Genomic DNA, 20486 nt, shown 5'->3' on the forward strand with positions numbered 1-20486 from the left:
CAGCACAGGGGTGACATCTGCTCGAAACTACCTCGCAGTGTCTACCTTGCCGCGGGGGCTGCTGAGCCTCCTCGCGCTGAAAAGCAGTGCGCCTGTGTCTGCTAGTATCGCTTCGGAGTATGCTTCCTCAGCGCAAGGGAACGAAGAAGGTTATTCAAGTAGCACCCTCACTGCGGGTCTCACCTAAGCCCTTCCTCCCGCAGGAGTCTACGTATATTCCCTACGCTGAATCAGTGCATTGTTCGTCCTTGTATCTTCTCATTTTACTTATGTCCCAGCCTCGTATTTCCTTTCGTATAGTCAAAAATGCTCGTGCTTTTAAGTTCCATACTACGCTTGTAGTAAAGCAAGCAATTCAGTTATTATTTTTGTCCTTCATCATCTTCGGCACAAAATATGCAATCGTCGCAGAAAGAAAAGCAATTACAAATGCAAGTAAATAGGAACTATGACCACTAATAGAAGTCTCCTTAGATAGATTAGAACTCAGTTTCCAAGCATCAGCCATATCTGGTGTATAGATTAATGTAAGAAAAAATCCAGACAGAACTTGAAATACTGAAAACAGCACAATAAAACTTAGGGCAAAAATTATGTATTTTTTCACATCTGACACTCCTTAAAAGACAGACTCTTATCTTTTACTTACGGATACAAGCGAAGAAAGTTCCACCACTATTCAAATATACGTTCAGCTTTTTCCACTATAATATCGTCATTAGAATTTTTTATTACAATATCAAAATTACGATGATACGGATGCATAAATAATTCATATTGAATTCTACGCTCGTCATGGGATTTTCTTAAATAATCTATATCGGCAGATCGTTCAACAACATCCCGCACACTTCGTCTTGATAGCTCGGTTTCACCATCTGTATATAAATATATGCCAAGATCAATAAAATTCGGATCGATAAAAGCAACACTCATACCTTCCACAATCGTTACGTTTTTGTGAGAAGAAATTAATGTGCTTTTCAAGTAATGTGTGTTAATGGTATAAAAATCTACCCCATCCTTAATCATCGTTATGTCTCTCTCAAGACTTACCGTATGATGAGCTGCTGGATGACATGCAGTCATTTTATAACGGTGAATTTCACCCGAATATTCATAGTCTAATATGGCGTATTTCCTGACATTAGAACCTATAATATATGGATCCGTATTGATATAATTCACATCATCTTTTCCTAAGAGATTTTGAAGCTTAGCTGAAAAAGTTGACTTCCCTGAAGCACCATGACCTGAAATTCCAACGATAATTTTATCATCTTGCTGAATTATCCATTTAGCAGTCGCATGTAATAACTCGTCCATCCATCTTCACCACCTTTAACTATTACTAAACTATCATTCATTCTATCACAACAATATAACAATTCCGACAGACAAAAAGATATAAGAATGCCAGCTTCTTATATCTTTTACAACCATCATCGTATTCAAAAGTAATTAATCCCTTTTCTCCAAATAAACCCCATACTGCTTATGCAAATCCTTCAACGCTGAGGCAATCGCATTACCTGCCTTACCTAAGTAATGCCGCTTCACCGCTTCTACCGGCTCTTCAATCCCATCCCGTAGACTATACCCGCGTAATAATTGCTGGACAAAATCACGTCCGTGACTTGTTGCTAATGTGCAGCTTGCCGCTACAATCACCCCATATTTTTGGTCGATCTCAGCGGTGATGGTTAAGGTTTCAAACATATTTTGCGCCGCCATTCCTGACGGAAGGCGAGCATGTCCAGCGATAAAAATCGTATGCATGTTACTTCACCCTTCCTTGTACAAATCCTCGAAATCCAAGTTTGCTAGAGATCATTTCGGCAGTCGCTTTTGTCTTTGTTTTGATAGCTTCCACATTCTCACCTTCAAAGTAAGTAGACAAGCCACTGACCGTTAGTGCGGCAATCACGTGATTCCGATAATCATAGATTGGATACGATATACCCGTTGTATTTTCGTCCTGTTCTCCGATACTGTAGGAATACCCTTCCTCACGAATACGATATAACTCGTTTCTAAATTCTCCTTGCTCGATTCCATCTGCCTGTTCCAGTATCTCCTGCTGCTTTTCTTCGGGTAAATGGGCCAGAAGTAACTTCGGTCCTGACCCGATATATAAAGGTGAGTTCTTTCCAATTCTTGTGTACAAACGAATCGCTTTCTTACTTTCAACCTTTTCAATATACGTAGCTTCCATTTGATTCACGACGACTAAGTGGACAGCCTCATTAATTTCCAATGCTAAATCTTCCATGAATGGATAGGCAACCCGTCTGACCTCTAGTTGATCGGAGACGAGTTGACCTAGTTCCAATAGCTTGAGCCCTAACCGGTAGCGACTATCATGCTCGCCTTCCTTTAACTTGTAGACAAAATTCATTGATTCGAGTGCAGATAGAAGTCGGTAAGCAGTTGGTTTCGGTAGATTTGCTCGTTCTGCTATCGCCTTCAAGGTTAATTCATTGTTGTGCTCATCAAATAAATTTAATAGATTTAATGCCTTCCGCACACTTTGGTTCATATGCTAAATCTCCTTCATTCCCTTAAAAAGGTCCCTCTGCCCAGGCAGAGGGGTATCCTTAACTTTTCACTGTTGCTTCTTTTACTTCCGACTCCTTAATGATTACGCCACGCTTCGCCATTTCCTGAATATAAATTTCACCTGGCACGATTTGCTCTGGTGGATAGACACCTGATTTCGTAATCACACCACTTCCGATTAATTGTGCGACGACTGAAATGGTATTGGCAGTTGCCCTAGCCATGGCAGTGACTTGATGCTCCCGATCCTTAAAGGTTGTCATTTCATATTGATAGGTCGTTGGTATGCCATCCTTTTCTCCTGAAACAACAACTCGCAATAATACCGCGTCATCCTTTTCACCAAGTTCAACAATTGGATCAAGCACCTTTAAGAATACCTCTCTTGGCTTAATTTTTTGACCGTTTAGTTCAATCTCGTAATCATTTCTCGTTAAATTTAAATCGACTAGTAGCTTAAATTTTTCGGCATGGCCCGGATAACGGATAGTCTTGTATTCTAGCGTTTCTAGATGTGGATAAGAGATAGATAGAGTTGACGTACCGCCCGATGTATGGAACGCCTCTAATGGCCCAAATTTGTCAAAATGAATTTGTTCCACCTCTGATAATGATGGCACTTCCTGCTTCACACCATTTCGAATAATTAGCGATGGATCGGTATAATGATCAAACAATCCCTCCATCGAAAAGACATGATTGTACTCAAATGGTGGCTCTGGCTGCACCGGAATACCACCGACATATAATTTTATTGCATGTAACTTATCAAGCTTACTCGCCCCATAGCCCGATAAAATATTAATCATCCCTGGTGCTACACCAAGGTCAGGTATTAGTGTGACATCTGCCACTTGTGCATCCTCATGCATCGCTAAAACTTTGTCAGTCATATGGCCAATATGACCACCTAGATCAACCGAATTTACACCAACTTGTATGGCTGTTCTGGCTACAATCTCATTGAATGAATAGAAGAGCGCATTAATAATGACGTCGTATTGACGAATGAAATTTGCTAGTTCTGTTTCATCAGAGGCGTTTACTTGGAACGCTGTAAGCTTTGATGAATTTAATTGATCACATACCTGTTGCGCTCGAGCAATATCAATATCCGCTAACCCAATAGCAGTTACTCCTGCACTTGCGGCTAAATCACGAGCCGCTTCTTTCCCCATTAATCCGGAACCTAATACACCGACTTTCATCGAATCCACTCCCTTTGCTTTGATTTCATTCCCTTGAACGACTACTACTCCACATCGATCTGTGCACGCTGTAATTTACCACTGTAATCCACATAGACCGCTTTCCACTCGGTAAACACATCTAGTGCTTGCACGCCTGAATCCCGGTGTCCATTCCCGGTTCCTTTTGTACCTCCAAATGGCAAATGAATTTCAGCACCTGTTGTACCAGCATTGACATAAACGATACCTGTATCCAAATCGCGTTGTGCTTGAAATACCCGATTGACATCTCTCGTGAAGATGGAGCTGGATAAGCCAAATTCCACACTATTATTTACTTCGATTGCTTCTTCAAAGCTTTTCACCGGAACTAGTGAAACAACTGGTCCGAAAATTTCCTCCTGCGCAATTCGCATGTTGACTGTTGCATCGGTAAATAATGTAGGGACGAAGTAATTGCCATTTTCATGGACATCTTCTGTTAATTCATAGCCTCCAGCAAGTAGCTTAGCTCCTTCTTCCTTTCCGATTTCAATGTATTGCTTAATTTTCTCGATACCTGCTTTATTGATGATTGGACCTACTTTAATCGATTCATCTAGCCCATTACCAATGGTCAGCTTTTCCATCGCTACAAGCAATCGCTCTTCTAGCGCTTCCTTTACCGCTTCATGAACAATAACCCGACTACACGCGGTACAGCGCTGTCCACTGGTGCCAAATGCACTCCATAGAATACCCTCGACGGCAAGGTCTAGATCAGCATCATCCATAACGATCACGGCATTTTTACCACCCATTTCTAGTGACACTTTCTTCAACCTACGGCCACATTCAGCTGCAATATTTCGTCCTGTTTCATTTGAGCCTGTAAATGAAATTACTCGGATAGCCTCATGATTCACCATTGCCTCGCCAACCTCTGAGCCACTACCAAAGACAACATTGATGACACCTTTTGGTAGTCCTGCTTCTTCAAATACCTTTGCTAGCTCATAGGCCATGATTGGCGTCTCTGTAGCAGGCTTCCACACAACCGCATTTCCCGCCACAATAGCCGGGAACGACTTCCATGTCGCAATCGCAATCGGGAAGTTCCAGGGGGTAATAATTCCGACTACCCCTAATGGAGCACGCACACTCATCGCAAATTTATCCTTTAATTCAGAAGGTGTCGTTTGTCCGAATAGCCGTCTACCCTCACCAGCCATGTAAAAAGCCATATCAATTCCTTCTTGCACCTCGCCACGTGCTTCCTCAATGACCTTTCCATTTTCCATCGTTAGTAGCTGTGCTAGCTCCTCTTTTCGTTCCTTCAACATATAACCTACTCGATATAAAACCTCTGCCCGCTGAGGTGCCGGAACAAGTGCCCACTCTTTCTGTGCCTTCTTCGCTGCTTGAACTGCAGCATCTACACTAGCTGCATCTGATAATGGCACATCTAAAATCTGTTCACCTGTCGCAGGGTTAAGGACAGGTGTCGTCTTTTCTACCGTAATCCACTCACCATCAATAAAATTTGCTAACCTTTTCGTTTTTACTTCTACCATTTGAACTACCTCCTCTAATGATTTGAAAATAGATTTATATGCTAATCAGCGTAAGTACACTGATTTTATCCTGATTTATTTCGCAGCTTCGTGAGCGTTGTAGATACCGAGATTTGTTCTTTATCGGTTATAATCTCAATAACTGTTGGCAATTTACTGTTTAAGGCTTGGTTGAGCACATTCTGAAATTCCGTTACGCTTTGAACCGTATGTCCTCTAGCCCCGACCACAGAAGCTAGTGTTGCAAAGGATACCTCTCCTAAATCCGTTCCAATAACTCTCCTCGGATAATGTATCTCCTGATGCATGCGGATTGTTCCATACATATTGTTATTGAAAACGAGTGCGATAATCGGCACCTTTTCCCGGACCGCGGTTTCAAGCTCTTGGCAGGTCATCATAAAACCTCCATCACCGGACAAAGAGACAACTGTTTTTTCTGGGGTAGCTAACTTCGCTCCAATTGCCGCTGGGAGACCATAGCCCATCGCTCCAGATGTTGGGCCAACATACGTATGCTTTTCAGTAAACGGATAATAAGCATGAAGCCATCCAGCAAAGTTTCCTGCATCGTTGGTAATCACACTATTTGTTGGCAGCGTATCAGCTAAAACCTTTATGATATGTTTGTTAAGGACATCTTCATCGGTAACTGTTAAACTACTAACCTCTCGGTAACGATGATTACAATCATTTGCCCATTCCTGCCAACTAGGTGTTACTTGTAGCCCCGCAAATGCCATTAATGATTCTCGTATATCGGCAACAATTCCAAGCTCTGGTGGGTAGACCTTTCCTAATATCTCAGGCTCAATGTCCACATGAATAAGCATTTGCTCAGCTGATAATAACGTGTAATCCTGCGTAGTCACCTCAGAAAGTCTTGTACCAAAGGCTAAAATGACATCCGCTTCCCGAACAGAAGCGAGTATTTGCCTGGAAGTTCCTAAACCTAGATGACCTGCATAAAGCTTATGATGGTTCGGAAATATATCATGACGACGAAATGCGGTCATGACCGGTATCTGGAATGCTTCTGCAAAAGTAAGTAATTCATCTTCTGCTTGAGACAGCTTTACACCCCCACCGGCGATAATTAAAGGGTTCCGTGCAGCTTGGAGCAGCTTTTCCATTACCCTTACTTCACCGGTTGATGGGGCAGGTCTAGGAATAGTAATAGCTGGACCAAACTGCATCTGTGCTTCTGCAGGCAGAACATTCTCTGGCAGGGATACAACAACTGGACCTGGTCTACCCGACTGCGCAATCCGAAAAGCACGTTGGACGATTTCTGGTATTCGCTCTGGATCGTTTACCTCAACCGCCCATTTCGTAATCGGTTTGAAAAATTGGTCTAAATCAACCTCTTGAAATCCCTCTCGACCTCGAAATTTACTATGCACCTGCCCTAAAAAGATAACCATTGGGGTGGAATCCTGATAGGCAGTATGCACACCAATAGATAGATTGGCAGCCCCTACTCCTCTCGTCGCTAGCACGACTCCAGGACGAAACGATGCCTTTGCATAGCCTTCTGCTATAAAGGCGGCACCACCTTCATGCCTTGTTGCAATCACATCAATGGTTGCTTCATCATAGAACGCATCTAAGAGTGGCAAATAACTCTCGCCAGGCACACAAAACACCTTGGTAATCGCTTCTCGTTTGATACATTCCACAATGGCTTGTGCTGCTGTCATTTTTGTCATGGTTTGATTTTTCATGACGACACACCCTTACGATTAAATTCCTTTATCCGACGAATCACTTCATCAATACGTTCTACTGGTACAGATAACGCCATTCGAATATAGCCCTCTCCAGACGGACCAAAAGCCGTCCCCGGGGTCACAATAATTCCTGCTTCATCTAGTAGCTTTTCGGCAAACGCAGCAGATGTATATCCAGCCAGAATCCTTGGCCAAATAAAGATGGAGCCCTTTGGCTTTTGTACGTCAAAACCAGCTTCAACTAGTCCGTGATACATGCGCTCCATTCGCTCTTTAACTATCATCGTATGCTTCTTGACGCCTGAAAGATCACTTCTTAACGCAATTGCCGCTGCTTTCTGAATCGCTAGAAATTGACTCGTATCGATATTACTCTTTAGCGTTGCCAGTGCTTGGATCAGTGTCTTATTCCCAACAACATAGCCAATCCGCCAGCCTGTCATATTAAAGCTCTTTGATAACGATCCAAACTCAACGGCAATTTCCTTGGCATTTGGCACCTGCAAAATACTTGGTGCCTTGTAGCCATCAAAGGTAACTAGGTCATATGCCGCATCATGAACAATCGCAATGCCGTTTTCCTCACCGAATGTAATCGCTTCCATAAAGGTGTTTAATTCGGCAGTTGCAGCTGTTGGATTACTTGGATAATTTAGGAACAAAAGTTTGGCAGCATGTCTATCCTGGTCAGAAAGTTGGTCAAACATTGGGATATAATCATGTTGATGATCTAATGGAAGGTAAACACTTTTACCACCAGCGAGATGAACTGCTGTCTGATAGGCTGGATAGCCTGGGTCTGGGATGATGACGGTATCACCGGGGTTGATAGCGGCTTGAATTAGATTTGCGATACCTTCTTTTGAACCGATTAAAGTTAAAATCTCGGTATCTGGGTCTAACCTAACCCCATACCGGCGCTCATAATAATAGGCTACTGCTTCACGAAATTCTGCGCTTCCGTCATAGGGTGAATAACGATGATTGCTAGGATTTTGTGCTTCCTCGCATAGCTTATCAATAATAAATTTAGGAGTTGGTAAATCTGGGGCACCAATCCCCAAATCAATCACATCCACACCGTTTGCGATAAGCTCCTGCTTCTTTTTTTGAAAGCTCGAAAATAAGTATGGCGGTAATTCTTTTACTTTATTTGATACATACATCCCTTCATCCTCCTATTTCAATATACGAAACGCTATTTCATATACTTACCATAAGTATAATATATTATTTTAAATTTTCAATTAGTATTAATAAACAGAATTTATTTGCTACAATATAATTAGCAATCGCATTCTAAATCTCAAGCAGAGGTGTGAGTAGATGAACACGAGTAAAGATTTTGCTATTTCATTAGACAAACAGGATACACTACAGCCTTTTCGCGAGGAATTTTATATCACTCAGGATCGAATTTATTTGGATGGTAACTCATTAGGACTCTTATCCACGCGCTCTGAGAAAGCTGTTTTAGCTATTCTAGATGCTTGGAAGATGCACGCCATTGATGGCTGGACGGATGGTGATAATCCTTGGTTCTATCTCTCCGAAGCAATCGGGGAGCAGTTTGCGTCATTAGTCGGCGCCAGCCCAACAGAATTAATCGCCACGGCTTCAACAACCACTAATCTCCACCAGCTTGTCGCAACCTTTTACAATCCAAGTGGGAAACGGACCAAAATATTGGCTGACGAACTAAATTTCCCGTCGGATATTTATGCGTTGAAAAGTCAGCTAGCGTTAAAGGGATACGCTTGGAAGGAGAACCTCATTCAAGTAAAGAGTAAAGATGGGCATACCCTTCAAACAGAGGATATTATGGAGGCAATGACAGAGGAAATAGCACTAATAATCCTTCCAAGTGTGCTTTACCGGAGTGGGCAGGTTTTAGATATCGAAGCGATTACCAAGGCTGCTCGTGACCGCGACATCCCAATTGGGTTTGATTTATGTCATTCAATTGGAGCCATTCCACATTCGTTATCAGAATGGGGAGTCGATTTCGCTTTTTGGTGCACGTATAAACATCTAAATGGTGGACCTGGTAGTGTAGCAGGACTTTACGTGAATGAACAACATCTCGGAATAGCCCCTGGACTTGCTGGATGGTTTAGCTCTCGAAAAGAGAAACAATTCGATATGGAGCACGATTTTACACCCGCTGATACCGCTGGTGCCTACCAAATTGGCACACCGCATCTATTGAGTCTTGCACCGTTAATTGGATCATTAGAGATTTTCTCAGAGGCTGGCATTATGAACATTCGAGAGAAATCGTTACGATTAACAGACTATTTAATGGCACTTTTTGATGCAGAACTAGGTGACTATGGTTTCCAAATCGCTTCACCAAGAGAGCATGCTTCCCGTGGTGGACATGTGTACATAACACACTCCCATGCTGCTAGTATTTGCAAAGCACTTAAGGCAAATGGAATCATTCCCGATTTCCGGAGTCCAAATGGCATTCGACTAGCACCAGTAGCACTTTACAACACGTTTGAAGAGGTTTGGCAAACAGTTCAAGTATTAAAGCAAATCATGACCGAAGAGCAGTATAAAAAATTTGAAAATACAAGAGGTGTAATTGCATAATGACAGACTGGATTGATATCACACAACCCTTAACAAATGATATGGCACACTGGCCAGGAGATACACCATTTTCTTTTGCCATCTCTGCAACGAAAGAACAAACAGGCTCAGCCAATATTGGAAAAATCACCACGAGCCTTCATATGGGAACACATGTTGATGCGCCGTTCCACTTCGATAATGATGGCATCACGATAGAACAGGTTCCAATCGACACATATATAGGTAAAGCAAAAGTAATCGATGTTAGCCAATTTAAAACAATAACCTCAGCTATTTTGGAACACTATCAATTGGATGGTGTAAAACGTCTATTGCTACATACCGCTCTTCCAAATAACCCAAAACGTTTTCCTGAGCAATTACCTGTGCTAGATCCAAGTATCGCATCCTATTTGGCAGAAAAAGGCGTTGTGTTACTTGGTGTTGATATGCCATCCGTTGATTCAATTACAAGTAAGTCACTTGAAGCCCACCACGCTTTACAAAATAATGGTGTTTATATTTTAGAAAATCTTATGCTTGATCAGGTGACCGTTGGCGACTATGAATTAATTGCCCTACCCCTGAAAATTGTTGGTGCTGATGGAAGTCCGGTCCGCGCAGTCATCCGACCTCTACAGGAGGCAACCAATGATGAACGATAAAACATTAAAGGATGCCCATTCGAAAGACAATGCACATACTGATTTTAAAGAAAAAATGACCTATGGTGATTACTTACAATTAGAAACCTTATTAGACAGCCAAAAACGATTATCAAATCATCATGATGAAATGTTATTTATCATTATTCATCAAGTAAGTGAACTATGGTTAAAGCTAATGATTCACGAAATTGAAGCAGCCACAAAGGCAATCCAAGACGAGGAATACCAAGCAGCATTTAAAATGCTCTCACGCGTATCAAAAATCCAAACACAAATTATTCAAGGATGGGATGTCCTCTCGACCTTGACGCCTGCTGAATATATGGAGTTCCGCGGATTTCTAGGGAATGCCTCCGGATTTCAGTCCTATCAGTATCGGTTAGTAGAATTCGTGTTAGGCTATAAGACACCTCATATTATCAAAATATATGAAAAGGATCCTGAGTTACACGATCTACTTGAGCGGGCATTTGAGGCACCTGGACTTTATGATGTATCGATTCAAGCTCTTGCTAAGCAAGGATTTTCGATTAATCAAGCGATTCTAGAACGTGATTTTTCAAAGAAATATGAGCAGGATGTGACTGTTGAAGAAGCTTGGCTTACGGTTTATAAGAATAAAGAGACGTACTGGGATCTCTATCAATTAGCAGAAAAACTGGTGGATGTGGAAGATTGGTTTCAGCAATGGCGCTTTCGTCATATGAAAACAGTTGAACGAATAATTGGTCATAAGACCGGTACTGGCGGTACTTCGGGGGTTGGTTACCTCAAAAAAGTGCTAGACCATTATTTCTTTCCAGAGCTCTGGACGATTCGTACGAAAATATAGTTAAAAACAAATACAAAACGCTTTCGAGATAGAATTCTCGGAAGCGTTTTGTTTGGACATTACCCGTAATATAATTTTCTTTCAAGTAATCCTCCAAGCCTGATTACCCGTCAGGCAAGGAAGCTTATGTGTTTAATTGACATAGAAATCGCTTACCAATTTCCGCCTTTTCCGTTAAAGCCTTTATTATCGTTGGATTTATTAAAGCTGTGATAGCCATTTTTGTTATTAAATCCTTTGTGGTTGAACTGTTTATTTGTGTTGCCTTTGTTGTAGCCTTTGTAATTATCGTTTCCAAAGGACTTAATCTTCTCTTTAGCCTTGTTGTCCTTAGCGTTCCAATTCCAATTTGCTTTGTTATACGAATTTACATTCTTATCAAATTTTTTGTCTGTTTTCTTTTCATACTTCTTGTGAATAGTTTTGTCTTTCACTTTTTCAACTTTTTTCTTTTCTTGTTGCTTCGGTTCTTGCTTCTTCGCTACATTAGGCTTCTTATCAGCTTTTGGTGCTGTGACTGTAACTGTTTCTTTGTCTTCCGTTTTCACGTCCGATTTTTCTTCATTATCGTTCTTTACTGGTTGTACTACTACTTCTTTTGCTTTTTCATCTTCTTTTTCATCTGTGCTTGCTTTTTCTTTATCCTCTACTGTCTTTTCTGCTTCTTTTTCCGGAGTAGTCCAGTTTGCTCTTTTTTCAATTTTTTCAGCTATATGAGCGAATGATTTCTCGATGTTTTTCATGATTGCTTCTTGTGCTTTTGGATTATCTAATTTAATTAGCACCGCAAGTAATGCTGTGATATTATTAGCAAGTTTTTCTCGGATCTTATCTTTCTCAATCTCTTCTTTTGATTTCTCTTGCTCAGCAGGTTGTTCATTCGAGTCCTCTGTTGCCTCTTCTTTCGGCTCTTCTGTTACCTTTTCAGAGTCTTCTTCCGTTGCTTTATCTTCTGACACTTCTTCTGCTGGTTCTTCCTTCACAGCATCTTTAGCTTCTTCTTGTGTTGGTTCTTCTGTTGGTTCATCTTTAGCTTTATCTGTTGTTTCTTCATTAGCTACTTCTTCTGGATTAACCTCTTCCGTAGCGTCTGTTTCTGATGCTTCATCCTTAGCACCTTTATCAGAGTCATCCTCTAGCATTTCTTCTGCCTTTGCTTGGTCTTCTAGTGCCTTTTGCAGTAATTCCTCAGCCTCTTCATATTTACCTTCTTGAATTAATGCACCAGCTTCGGCAATACGCTCGAAAGCAAACTTAGCAAATAATTTACTTTCTTTATACTTATTAAATGTTAATGCCAATTGAATTCTTTCTTGCATCTTTTCGATGAAGTAGAAAAAGTCTCCAGGGATTAAGCCGGGCTTTTCTTCTGTTGCTGGCGTATCTGTACCAGTTGTCGTTTCCTGTGATTCACTAATTGTTAGACTCCCTTTGTCCGATTCATCGGCGAACACAGTTGACACGCCCGAGGTTACTACTGTTGAGAATAGTACAGTACTTACTAAAATACTTGTTAGCTTTTTTGTTAATTTCATGTTTTATAAATTCCTCCCCTATGTAATGGATGCACTAAGAAAATTCGGAGAGAAAAATAAATATATGTCTTTTTTTGTAGGAAATGCATCTATTGTACTAGTTAGAACAGTGAATATTCCCATAAAAAAATGCTCCCAAATCTCTATGGGAGCACTTCGTTACAAATCTTCCTCTGTGCGAAATATGATCTTATACCTTGCTTCGTCAAATAAATCGGTAATATGGACCTGCTTTCCATGTCCAAAAATCACTTCTGATTCTGTCATGGCCACTACCATTGCTTTTGTATTCCTTTCCACATCGAGGTAAACATCACCAACAACTGGTTTAACAACATCTTCATCACTATCCGTTAAATACGTGATTGATTCATCCTCCAGCTGTTGCGATTCTGGTATTAGACTTTTGTCATAATAGGCAATTTCTTGACTGGCATCCGTTTTACCAGGAACCATTACTACATATTCATGATGCTTTACACCATTGTCCCTTGTCGTAACAACATTACCATCCTCCACACTTTCTACCTTTTCAATGGAATTAAGTGAATAATGATCGAGAAAGTCTGGCGCAGGTTTGGTAATTAAGATATAGTCACCAGGATTCGGTCTTCTCTTTTCATCAATCGTATACCGCTTTCCATAGAAAATAAAGGTGTCATTATGCTTCGGTTTATAGAGTGTAATCTCATTTGCACTTGTGAGGACTTGCTTCATATCCTTCAAACGATATAGATGAATGCTTTTTTTGAACATGGGTTTGACAGAATAAACCTTATGTAGTTCATTCTCATAAAAGACAAATTGTCCTTTTCGAACCTGTAAAAGCTTCACAGGAATGCCTCCTAGGAAAAAATTAAACTTAGAAATGTTACAAAGACTAATCTTATCATGTGTTACATTTGTAGATTTAATCCTATAAATTTAAGAATTAACGAACATTCTTATCCATGTGTACAAATGGTAAATCTGTCTCCACCTCTCCTAAAATCCGCTTCATTCCAAGTCGTTCTCCCCTCAACCATTTCGCAAAATCAAAAATTACTGGCTCACGATCTCCACCTAACGCAAACCAAGCCTTTAACTCGTTCGGGAAATAGGCAGATGTGTGAATCGTTCCAGACCAATTTTTATATTGCTTGGAAAACACACCTTTATCGGAATCATTAAGCATCCGAAAAGCTTGGTAGGCATCTGTTGCCTCGCTCTCATGCCTCTCTATTGCTTCCATCCGTTTATACGAGTCATCCAAATGGTGGCGATTCTCATGCTGAAGAAGTTCAAAATGATTCGTACAAACGTTTGATTGACGTACGATAGTTCCACGCGGTGTCGCTTCCACGATATAAGTTTCACCACTAGTATCTAGCACGACATAACTAAACGAATGTCGGTGCGGAACCTCTTGTAACATTTGGACTGCTTCATCAACAGTTGCACAATTTTCCAACACCATACGCCCAATCATGTTACAAATAAAGCCGTCACCCGGCTTTTTGCGATGCATGAAATTGTAGCCCATGGCTAATCCTTTCTCATTCATACCATCCATTCGGCCAGTTATTCGCTGGGAGGGACCAATCAATGCATAGCCTTGATCTGTGGGTTGATAGATGGTGTACCTACCTTCATATGTCTTTGGATGATAATCATAGTTACGAATCAAATAATTCGTATCGGTAAAAATAGAGCAGCCACTGCGCATATAATGCAAACGGTACCCACCAAATTCTTGGAGTACCTCCTGCATATCCCATTGCAACGCATCACGTAAACCAAGAAGCTCTTCCCAAATTTGCGGAGCAAATGGCATAATAGCATTCTTCACTTCCTGTTCTTCAATAACAAAGTGCGGGCGTCTAATTTTCCAAATTCGTTTACGGTTTTCGATTGTTAAGGAGTCCTTTAGAAGTTCTCCTTGCTTGTGCCCAAAATCGTAATGTGATCCCCGAAATTGTATGATATCACTATAAATTTGCTTCATGTTCTCATCCCTTATCTGAACAAAACTAGGATAGAATATGATGCGTTCTATCCTAGTTTTGTTAGTTATTCGATTCTAGTTCTTCAATTAGTAGTGATAATTCTTCCCAGCGCTCCATCTTGGCCTCTAAATCTGCTTGGACTTGTTGCTGCTCTGTGAATAGTGCTTGGACTTTTTCCGAGTCACTTCCCGCTTCCACTATCCCCGCTTCTAGCTCTTCGATTTTTTCCTCTAGTGCGGTAATCTGGTCTTCTATTTCATTCCATTCCCGTTGTTCCATATAAGATAGCTTCTTTTTCTGCTTTGGTTTTTGCTCTGTTTTTACAGGCTTTGTCTCTTTCCTTTCTGTTGCTTGATGTTTTTCCTGGTAGTCACTATAGTTTCCGTAGAATGGGACAATCCTGCCGTCTCCTTCAAACACAACTAGTTTTTCCACGACACGGTCTAGAAAATATCGATCATGGGAAACCGTAATAACGACACCTGGAAAATGATCTAAGTACTCCTCTAGCACACTCAAGGTTTGTGTATCTAAATCGTTCGTTGGCTCATCCAAGAAAAGAACATTAGGCTCTGTCATCAATATTTTAAGTAAGTATAATCGTCTGCGTTCTCCACCAGATAGTTTTCGAATATAATTATATTGTTCTGCACGTGCAAATAAGAATCGTTCTAGCATTTGTTCAGCAGTAATTATATCCCCATCAACTGTATGGATTACTTCTGCAACTTCCTTAATATAATCAACCACTCGCATATCTCCGTCTAATTCTTCGTCTCCTTGCGTATAATAGCCAATTTTCACCGTCTCACCAATCACGACATCGCCGTTATCAGGTGTGAGACGTTTTGCCATAATATTCAAGAGCGTTGTCTTACCAGAGCCATTCGGGCCAATGATACCAATTCGGTCACCAGGGATTATAAGCTGACTAAAGTCTTGAATGAGCTTTCTTCCGGCTAATGTTTTCTCAATCCCTATTAACTCGATAACCATTTTCCCTAACCGCGTAGAGCCTACTTGAAATTCCACATTCTTTTGATCTGTGTAAAAGGTTTTTTCTTTCATTTCATGGACACGATCAATACGTGCCTTTTGTTTTGTTGTTCTTGCTTTTACTCCTGCACGAAGCCAAGCCAATTCCTTCTTTAGAATATTGGCATGCTTTTGTTGATTCGTCCGTTCTAATTCTTCACGCTCTGCCTTTTTTTCTAAAAAGACCTCATAATTACCGTCATAGCTATATAAATTTCCATTATCTAATTCAAATATTTTATTGGTTACGCGATTTAAAAAGTAACGATCATGAGTTACAAGTACTAAAGCACCTTTAAAGGTTTGTAAATATTTTTCTAGCCATTCAACTGTCGCGTTATCCAAATGGTTTGTAGGCTCATCCAATATTAATAAATCCGCTGGCTGAATTAGGGCCTTGGCAATGGCGACACGTTTCCGTTGACCACCCGACAACTCGGTAATTCGAGTATGAAAATCGGTTATTCCAAGCTTCGTTAAAATAGTCTTGGCGGTTGTATTAGCATCCCATGCCTCATACTCATCCATTTTTTGCTGCTGTTTTATAAGTGCTTCTTGAAGCGTATTATTCTCGGGATCAAGCTGTAGCTTATGAAGCGTGCTTTCATAGTCCCGCATCACTTTCATGATGGTAACCTCTCCATAATAGATTTGCTCTAAAACCGATAATGACGGATCTAAATCGGGTTCTTGGGCAAGATATTCAATTCGGTAATCCTTTGGAAATTGAACTACGCCTTCATCAGGTGTATCTATACCGGCAATTACTTTTAAGAAACTAGATTTTCCCGTCCCATTTACGCCGATCAGACCAATTCTATCCTGGTCTGTGATGGTACAAGTAATATCCTGAAATAACAGCTTATCCCCATAGGATTTATGTAAATTTTCGATTGTTAGCATGTATTAGCCCTTCCTCTTACAACGCTATGATAGCGTAACATTCATTTATACCTTAGTTTACATGACAACCAGTTATTTTACCATTTGTTCGAAATCAGACGTGATTATCCTTCTGCAATCGTACATACTATAAGGTAGAAAGAAATACTGAGGAGGAATCGATATGCCATTGCAAAAAGGGGCAAAAAACTGTATCACAGATGTAGCTGGCGTTCAAGTTGGTCACAAAACTCTATATGAAAAATTAACGGATGAAGAGACGATTTGCACTGGGGTTACAGCAATTCTCCCCCACGATGGAAACCTTTTTTATGACAAAGTGCGGGCAGGATGCCATGTAATTAATGGCTATGGTAAAACAAGTGGATTAATTCAAATTGAAGAATTAGGTTTACTAGAGTCACCAATCATGCTAACAAATACCTTAAGTGTAGGTCCTGTATTGGAAGGTACAATTACATATATGCTAAACCAAAATAAAGAAATAGGTGACTCTGCAGGAACTCTAAATGTAGTCGTTGGCGAATGCAATGATAGTTATCTGAATACAATGCGTCTCCAGTCTGTTAGACCGGAGCATGCCATCGATGCCATTCAATCCGCATCCAGTAGTAAAACAGAGCAAGGGGCTGTCGGCGCAGGAAAAGGAATGATTTGCTTCGGGTATAAAGGAGGGATTGGAACAGCGTCTCGTATTGTAACTGCCTCCAACGAGAAATTTTCACTGGGCTGTCTTGTGCTTAGTAATTTCGGAAAAGGAACAGATGCCTTATTCGCAAACTTCCCAAAGAAGAATAACCCCAATAATACCGATGGCTCGATCATAATCATTATGGCAACAGATGCCCCGTTATATGATCGACAATTAAATCGACTTGCCAAACGAGCAGCGGCAGGTTTAGGTCGAACTGGTAGTAGTTTTGATAATGGAAGTGGCGATATCGCCATTGCTTTTACGACAGCAAACAAATACCCACATAATCCTAATACACACTTAGAATCTGTTACGTATTTACGAGATGACCATCAAGCAATGAATCAGCTATTTCAAGCAGCAGCTGAGGTAACAGAGGAAGCCGTTATAAATTCGTTAAAGCACGCAGAGACAACTACCGGTCAACGAGGACGTATCATAGAAAAAGCACCACTTTAATGTGGTGCTTTCTACAGGCTTTTTCAGTATTATTTTACTTTATTTAAAAATGATTTTGGTACATCCGCACGGAACAAGAGCAACTGACCAGTGATGGGATGCTCGAAGGATAATATTTTCGCATGAAGACCTAGTCTCCCAATCTCATTTGTCTTCGCACCATACTTCTTATCCCCGACAACAGGGTGACCTAAATCACTCATATGTACACGTATCTGATTTTTCCGCCCTGTTTCCAATTGTACTTCTACTAAGGAAAATTGCTTATTAGCCTTTACTCGTCTGAAGCGTGTGATGGCCAGCTGACCATCTCTGTCCTGAATGGAATACATTTTATGAGTTTTACTTTCTCTCAACCATGACTTGATGGTTCCTTCTGATTGTGTGACATAGCCTTCCACTAAGGCGACATAAGTCCGCTCCTTGACCATATCCTTCCAGTTATCTTGAAGCTTCCGTTTTACTTTTTCACTTTTGGCAAACATCATGACACCAGAGGTTTCTTTATCTAAACGATGCACAACAAAAATACGATTAAGTGGATTCTGACGGCGGACATGTTCCATCAATTGATGGAGCGCTGTTTGCCGCTTCTCTTTTTCCGTTGCAATGGTGAGTAAGCCAGCGTCTTTATTAATGACAATAACCGAATCATCCTCATATAAAATGGTCATCCCAATTAATGTGCTTTCTTTTACGGCAACTTTGTTTTTCAAAACGCTAACCGTCTGCCCCGCCTTTAATGGATAGTTATGCTTGGTTTCGATATGATCATCGATCTTCACCTGGCCACGCGTGAGGATGGATTTAACGGAATTTCTACTTCTATTCTCCAGCTTCTGTAATAGAAACGGCAGTAACTCGCCAGCTTCCTCAACCTTGAAATTCAGCGTACCACTTCTGGATTGCCCATTTGTTCTTCTCTTATCTGCCATGAAATAATCTCCTCTAATTGACTAAAAATCAGTCTTCATCTTTTACATCCAGATCTTCTGGTATTGGTTCATTTAAATATTCCTGTATCAACAAACGATACTTTTCCACTTGTTCAAAATGGGTGGAGAATTGCTCTTTATTTACTAGATATTGTTCTCCATCGTGAATTGCTCGAATCTTTCCTTGCAGGACTAATGACTTAACTTTTGCCTCATTCATGGACAAATATTCCGCTAGTTCAGGTACTGTTACATACATCGTGAACACCATCCTTATATGACTTTTTTCATGCAAGTAAATGACCAAGCGTAAATGCTTTAAAAAATCAACTAGTAAATTTTTCCTATTTATACTATAATATAAATTCTACCAAAGGTTACTTATTCAACTACAGGAGAAATTATACACTAATGCACTTACAATTAGAAAACATTCGTATCCACTACCAATTATATAATTCCCCAAAAAACAATGCCGATTATGTCGTACTAATCCATGGCTTAGGTTTAGATTTAACCATTTGGGAACCAATTATTCCCATGCTCCAGGAATCTTACCATGTAGTTACCTTTGATATTAGAGGGCACGGTAGAACAACCGGACCAACTGACCAGCTCTCATGGGATGTCTTGGTTGACGATGTACGAGCGCTTGTGACTGCTTTATCCATTCCGAGTTTCCACATTATCGGATATGGATTTGGTGGGAATTTAGCGATTCAATATATTGAACAATATCCCGAAAACGTGAAAAAGCTTATTTTAACATCTGTCTATATGTATTTTCCGAAAATGATTACCAAGAGTGAAGTGGATAAACGGAAAACACTCTTAACGAACGGAAAAATGTCGGAGCTAGCGAAAAACTTAATTCATCAAATTTGTTATTACATCACGCCGGATAAAGAAATTCTTTTAACTAAGGCTTATGAAAAAATTGACAAAGATACCTATTTCCGTCTATTTCACATGCTAGCGGAAACAGTATCATTAGAAGATTTAAGCGGTATCGAGAAAGAGGTTTTATTAATTCAAGGGGAAAAGGATCCCCTGTTTCCATTGCAACAAACAAATTTATATCAAAGCTTCTTAAAAAATGCTGCAAGCTACATAATGCCAAATGCATCTAATTTAGTTCCATTAGATAATCCAACTAGCTTTATCACCTTAGTCATCAATTTTATCAAAGAAGGAATTTCAACCTCCTTTACTTCCGTCATGGCTCAGGAATTCACCGATACGATTGATAATCTGTATACCAATTCGTTTACTACGTTAGAGATTAATATTATCGATGGCTTTCGTGTGAAAATTTTAGGAGAGGTTATTGAGGACAAGTGGAATCAACGCAAGGCAAAAAATCTGTTGGCCTATCTTGCCTATCATAACCCGGCAACAAGGGAAGAATTAATCGATGAATTTTGGCGGGAAAACGATTTGAACAGTGCTAAAAACAATTTACGTGTCGCATTAAATCACTTAAAGCGGATTTTACAAAATCACAATCTAGATTCCCATCTGCAAATTAATCGTGAACATATTTGCTTGGTTGGTGATATTTCATTTGATTTAGCAAACTACATGGATCGGCTAAACATGTGTGAAGCAGAAACAAATCTATTGCGAAAAAAATCCCTCTATGAGGACTTAATGAAAACTTATAAAGATAGAATTTTTATTGACTTATACGATGATTGGCTTAGTAATATTCAACAGGAAATTGAGGTCAGACTTCACCATATCGTAATGTCTATTACGAATCAGTCATAAGCCACTTTAACTCCTAGCATCTAAACTTGAACTACTCACCACTTATGATAAAAATTCA

19 protein-coding genes are annotated in these 20486 nt (G+C 40.3%); 5 read left to right on the forward strand and 14 right to left on the reverse strand.

Going from position 1 to position 20486, the window contains the following annotated elements; translation table 11 throughout:
• Positions 1-355: 355 nt before the first annotated feature.
• The 8 genes from JF53_RS01815 to JF53_RS01850 form a co-directional block, all read right to left on the reverse strand.
• Complete coding sequence (locus tag JF53_RS01815) at positions 356-607, reverse strand: hypothetical protein (RefSeq protein WP_047981826.1); 252 nt, start codon at positions 605-607, stop codon at positions 356-358.
• A 68-nt stretch (positions 608-675) separates the two neighbouring features.
• The gene (locus tag JF53_RS01820) at positions 676-1326 is read right to left on the reverse strand and encodes a uridine kinase family protein (protein ID WP_047981827.1); all 651 of its coding nucleotides are present in this window, start codon (positions 1324-1326) and stop codon (positions 676-678) included.
• Between the two features lie 135 nt (positions 1327-1461).
• On the reverse strand, positions 1462-1779 hold the full coding sequence (locus tag JF53_RS01825) for a DUF3870 domain-containing protein (RefSeq protein ID WP_047981828.1): 318 nt from the start codon (positions 1777-1779) through the stop codon (positions 1462-1464).
• Position 1780: 1 nt separating this feature from the next.
• A complete protein-coding gene (locus JF53_RS01830) occupies positions 1781-2539 on the reverse strand; it encodes an IclR family transcriptional regulator (RefSeq protein WP_047981829.1) in 759 nt (252 codons plus the stop codon).
• A 58-nt stretch (positions 2540-2597) separates the two neighbouring features.
• Positions 2598-3776: a saccharopine dehydrogenase family protein gene (locus JF53_RS01835; RefSeq protein WP_269083291.1), complete on the reverse strand. Its 1179-nt coding sequence runs from the start codon at positions 3774-3776 to the stop codon at positions 2598-2600.
• Between the two features lie 35 nt (positions 3777-3811).
• Positions 3812-5302: an aldehyde dehydrogenase family protein gene (locus JF53_RS01840; protein WP_047981831.1), complete on the reverse strand. Its 1491-nt coding sequence runs from the start codon at positions 5300-5302 to the stop codon at positions 3812-3814.
• A gap of 65 nt (positions 5303-5367) precedes the next feature.
• Positions 5368-7026, reverse strand: coding sequence for a thiamine pyrophosphate-binding protein (locus JF53_RS01845; protein ID WP_047981832.1), 1659 nt, complete (start codon positions 7024-7026; stop codon positions 5368-5370).
• Positions 7023-8198, reverse strand: a complete 1176-nt coding sequence (locus JF53_RS01850) for an LL-diaminopimelate aminotransferase (RefSeq protein WP_047981833.1) — start codon at positions 8196-8198, stop codon at positions 7023-7025. Before JF53_RS01850 ends, JF53_RS01845 begins: the two co-directional genes overlap by 4 nt.
• Before the next feature lie 160 nt (positions 8199-8358).
• Here JF53_RS01850 and kynU point away from each other — a divergent pair, with 160 nt between their 5' ends.
• From kynU to kynA, 3 genes are read left to right on the forward strand one after another with little or no spacing between them, the layout of a single operon-like run.
• Positions 8359-9630 carry a kynureninase gene (gene kynU / locus JF53_RS01855; protein ID WP_047981834.1) on the forward strand — a complete coding sequence of 424 codons (1272 nt, stop codon included), beginning with the start codon at positions 8359-8361 and terminating at the stop codon, positions 9628-9630.
• Positions 9630-10277, forward strand: coding sequence for an arylformamidase (gene kynB, locus JF53_RS01860; protein ID WP_047981835.1), 648 nt, complete (start codon positions 9630-9632; stop codon positions 10275-10277). Before kynU ends, kynB begins: the two co-directional genes overlap by 1 nt.
• On the forward strand, positions 10264-11112 hold the full coding sequence (gene kynA, locus JF53_RS01865; RefSeq protein WP_047981836.1) for a tryptophan 2,3-dioxygenase: 849 nt from the start codon (positions 10264-10266) through the stop codon (positions 11110-11112). The genes kynB and kynA overlap by 14 nt, the downstream gene beginning before the upstream one ends.
• Before the next feature lie 152 nt (positions 11113-11264).
• Here kynA and JF53_RS01870 read toward each other — a convergent pair whose 3' ends face one another.
• The 4 genes from JF53_RS01870 to JF53_RS01885 form a co-directional block, all read right to left on the reverse strand.
• Positions 11265-12647 carry a DUF5667 domain-containing protein gene (locus tag JF53_RS01870; protein ID WP_053071957.1) on the reverse strand — a complete coding sequence of 461 codons (1383 nt, stop codon included), beginning with the start codon at positions 12645-12647 and terminating at the stop codon, positions 11265-11267.
• A gap of 159 nt (positions 12648-12806) precedes the next feature.
• Positions 12807-13481, reverse strand: coding sequence for a hypothetical protein (locus JF53_RS01875; protein ID WP_047981837.1), 675 nt, complete (start codon positions 13479-13481; stop codon positions 12807-12809).
• Between the two features lie 97 nt (positions 13482-13578).
• A complete protein-coding gene (locus tag JF53_RS01880; RefSeq protein WP_047981838.1) occupies positions 13579-14631 on the reverse strand; it encodes a C45 family autoproteolytic acyltransferase/hydolase in 1053 nt (350 codons plus the stop codon).
• Between the two features lie 61 nt (positions 14632-14692).
• Positions 14693-16570, reverse strand: coding sequence for an ABC-F family ATP-binding cassette domain-containing protein (locus JF53_RS01885; RefSeq protein ID WP_047981839.1), 1878 nt, complete (start codon positions 16568-16570; stop codon positions 14693-14695).
• Positions 16571-16733: 163 nt separating this feature from the next.
• Between JF53_RS01885 and JF53_RS01890 the strand changes: the two genes are divergently transcribed.
• Complete coding sequence (locus JF53_RS01890) at positions 16734-17723, forward strand: DmpA family aminopeptidase (protein WP_047981840.1); 990 nt, start codon at positions 16734-16736, stop codon at positions 17721-17723.
• 29 nt (positions 17724-17752) lie between these two features.
• Here JF53_RS01890 and JF53_RS01895 read toward each other — a convergent pair whose 3' ends face one another.
• Positions 17753-18658: an RluA family pseudouridine synthase gene (locus JF53_RS01895; RefSeq protein WP_047981841.1), complete on the reverse strand. Its 906-nt coding sequence runs from the start codon at positions 18656-18658 to the stop codon at positions 17753-17755.
• Between the two features lie 28 nt (positions 18659-18686).
• Positions 18687-18917, reverse strand: a complete 231-nt coding sequence (locus JF53_RS01900) for a helix-turn-helix domain-containing protein (protein ID WP_047981842.1) — start codon at positions 18915-18917, stop codon at positions 18687-18689.
• A 152-nt stretch (positions 18918-19069) separates the two neighbouring features.
• Between JF53_RS01900 and JF53_RS01905 the strand changes: the two genes are divergently transcribed.
• Positions 19070-20428: an alpha/beta hydrolase gene (locus tag JF53_RS01905; protein ID WP_047981843.1), complete on the forward strand. Its 1359-nt coding sequence runs from the start codon at positions 19070-19072 to the stop codon at positions 20426-20428.
• Positions 20429-20486: the final 58 nt, after the last annotated feature.

Origin of the sequence: Ornithinibacillus contaminans (assembly GCF_001038425.2) — a bacterium.
In the GTDB taxonomy this organism is placed as follows: Bacteria; Bacillota; Bacilli; order Bacillales; family Amphibacillaceae; genus Ornithinibacillus; species Ornithinibacillus contaminans.

Coding starts and splice junctions, on each gene's coding strand:
- JF53_RS01820 (WP_047981827.1), bottom strand. CDS start 1,326: ATGGACGAGTTATTACATGCGACTGCTAAATGGATAATTCAGCAAGAT.
- JF53_RS01825 (WP_047981828.1), bottom strand. CDS start 1,779: ATGCATACGATTTTTATCGCTGGACATGCTCGCCTTCCGTCAGGAATG.
- JF53_RS01830 (WP_047981829.1), bottom strand. CDS start 2,539: ATGAACCAAAGTGTGCGGAAGGCATTAAATCTATTAAATTTATTTGAT.
- JF53_RS01840 (WP_047981831.1), bottom strand. CDS start 5,302: ATGGTAGAAGTAAAAACGAAAAGGTTAGCAAATTTTATTGATGGTGAG.
- JF53_RS01845 (WP_047981832.1), bottom strand. CDS start 7,026: ATGAAAAATCAAACCATGACAAAAATGACAGCAGCACAAGCCATTGTG.
- JF53_RS01850 (WP_047981833.1), bottom strand. CDS start 8,198: ATGTATGTATCAAATAAAGTAAAAGAATTACCGCCATACTTATTTTCG.
- kynU (WP_047981834.1), top strand. CDS start 8,359: ATGAACACGAGTAAAGATTTTGCTATTTCATTAGACAAACAGGATACA.
- kynB (WP_047981835.1), top strand. CDS start 9,630: ATGACAGACTGGATTGATATCACACAACCCTTAACAAATGATATGGCA.
- kynA (WP_047981836.1), top strand. CDS start 10,264: ATGATGAACGATAAAACATTAAAGGATGCCCATTCGAAAGACAATGCA.
- JF53_RS01870 (WP_053071957.1), bottom strand. CDS start 12,647: ATGAAATTAACAAAAAAGCTAACAAGTATTTTAGTAAGTACTGTACTA.
- JF53_RS01880 (WP_047981838.1), bottom strand. CDS start 14,631: ATGAAGCAAATTTATAGTGATATCATACAATTTCGGGGATCACATTAC.
- JF53_RS01885 (WP_047981839.1), bottom strand. CDS start 16,570: ATGCTAACAATCGAAAATTTACATAAATCCTATGGGGATAAGCTGTTA.
- JF53_RS01890 (WP_047981840.1), top strand. CDS start 16,734: ATGCCATTGCAAAAAGGGGCAAAAAACTGTATCACAGATGTAGCTGGC.
- JF53_RS01895 (WP_047981841.1), bottom strand. CDS start 18,658: ATGGCAGATAAGAGAAGAACAAATGGGCAATCCAGAAGTGGTACGCTG.
- JF53_RS01900 (WP_047981842.1), bottom strand. CDS start 18,917: ATGTATGTAACAGTACCTGAACTAGCGGAATATTTGTCCATGAATGAG.
- JF53_RS01905 (WP_047981843.1), top strand. CDS start 19,070: ATGCACTTACAATTAGAAAACATTCGTATCCACTACCAATTATATAAT.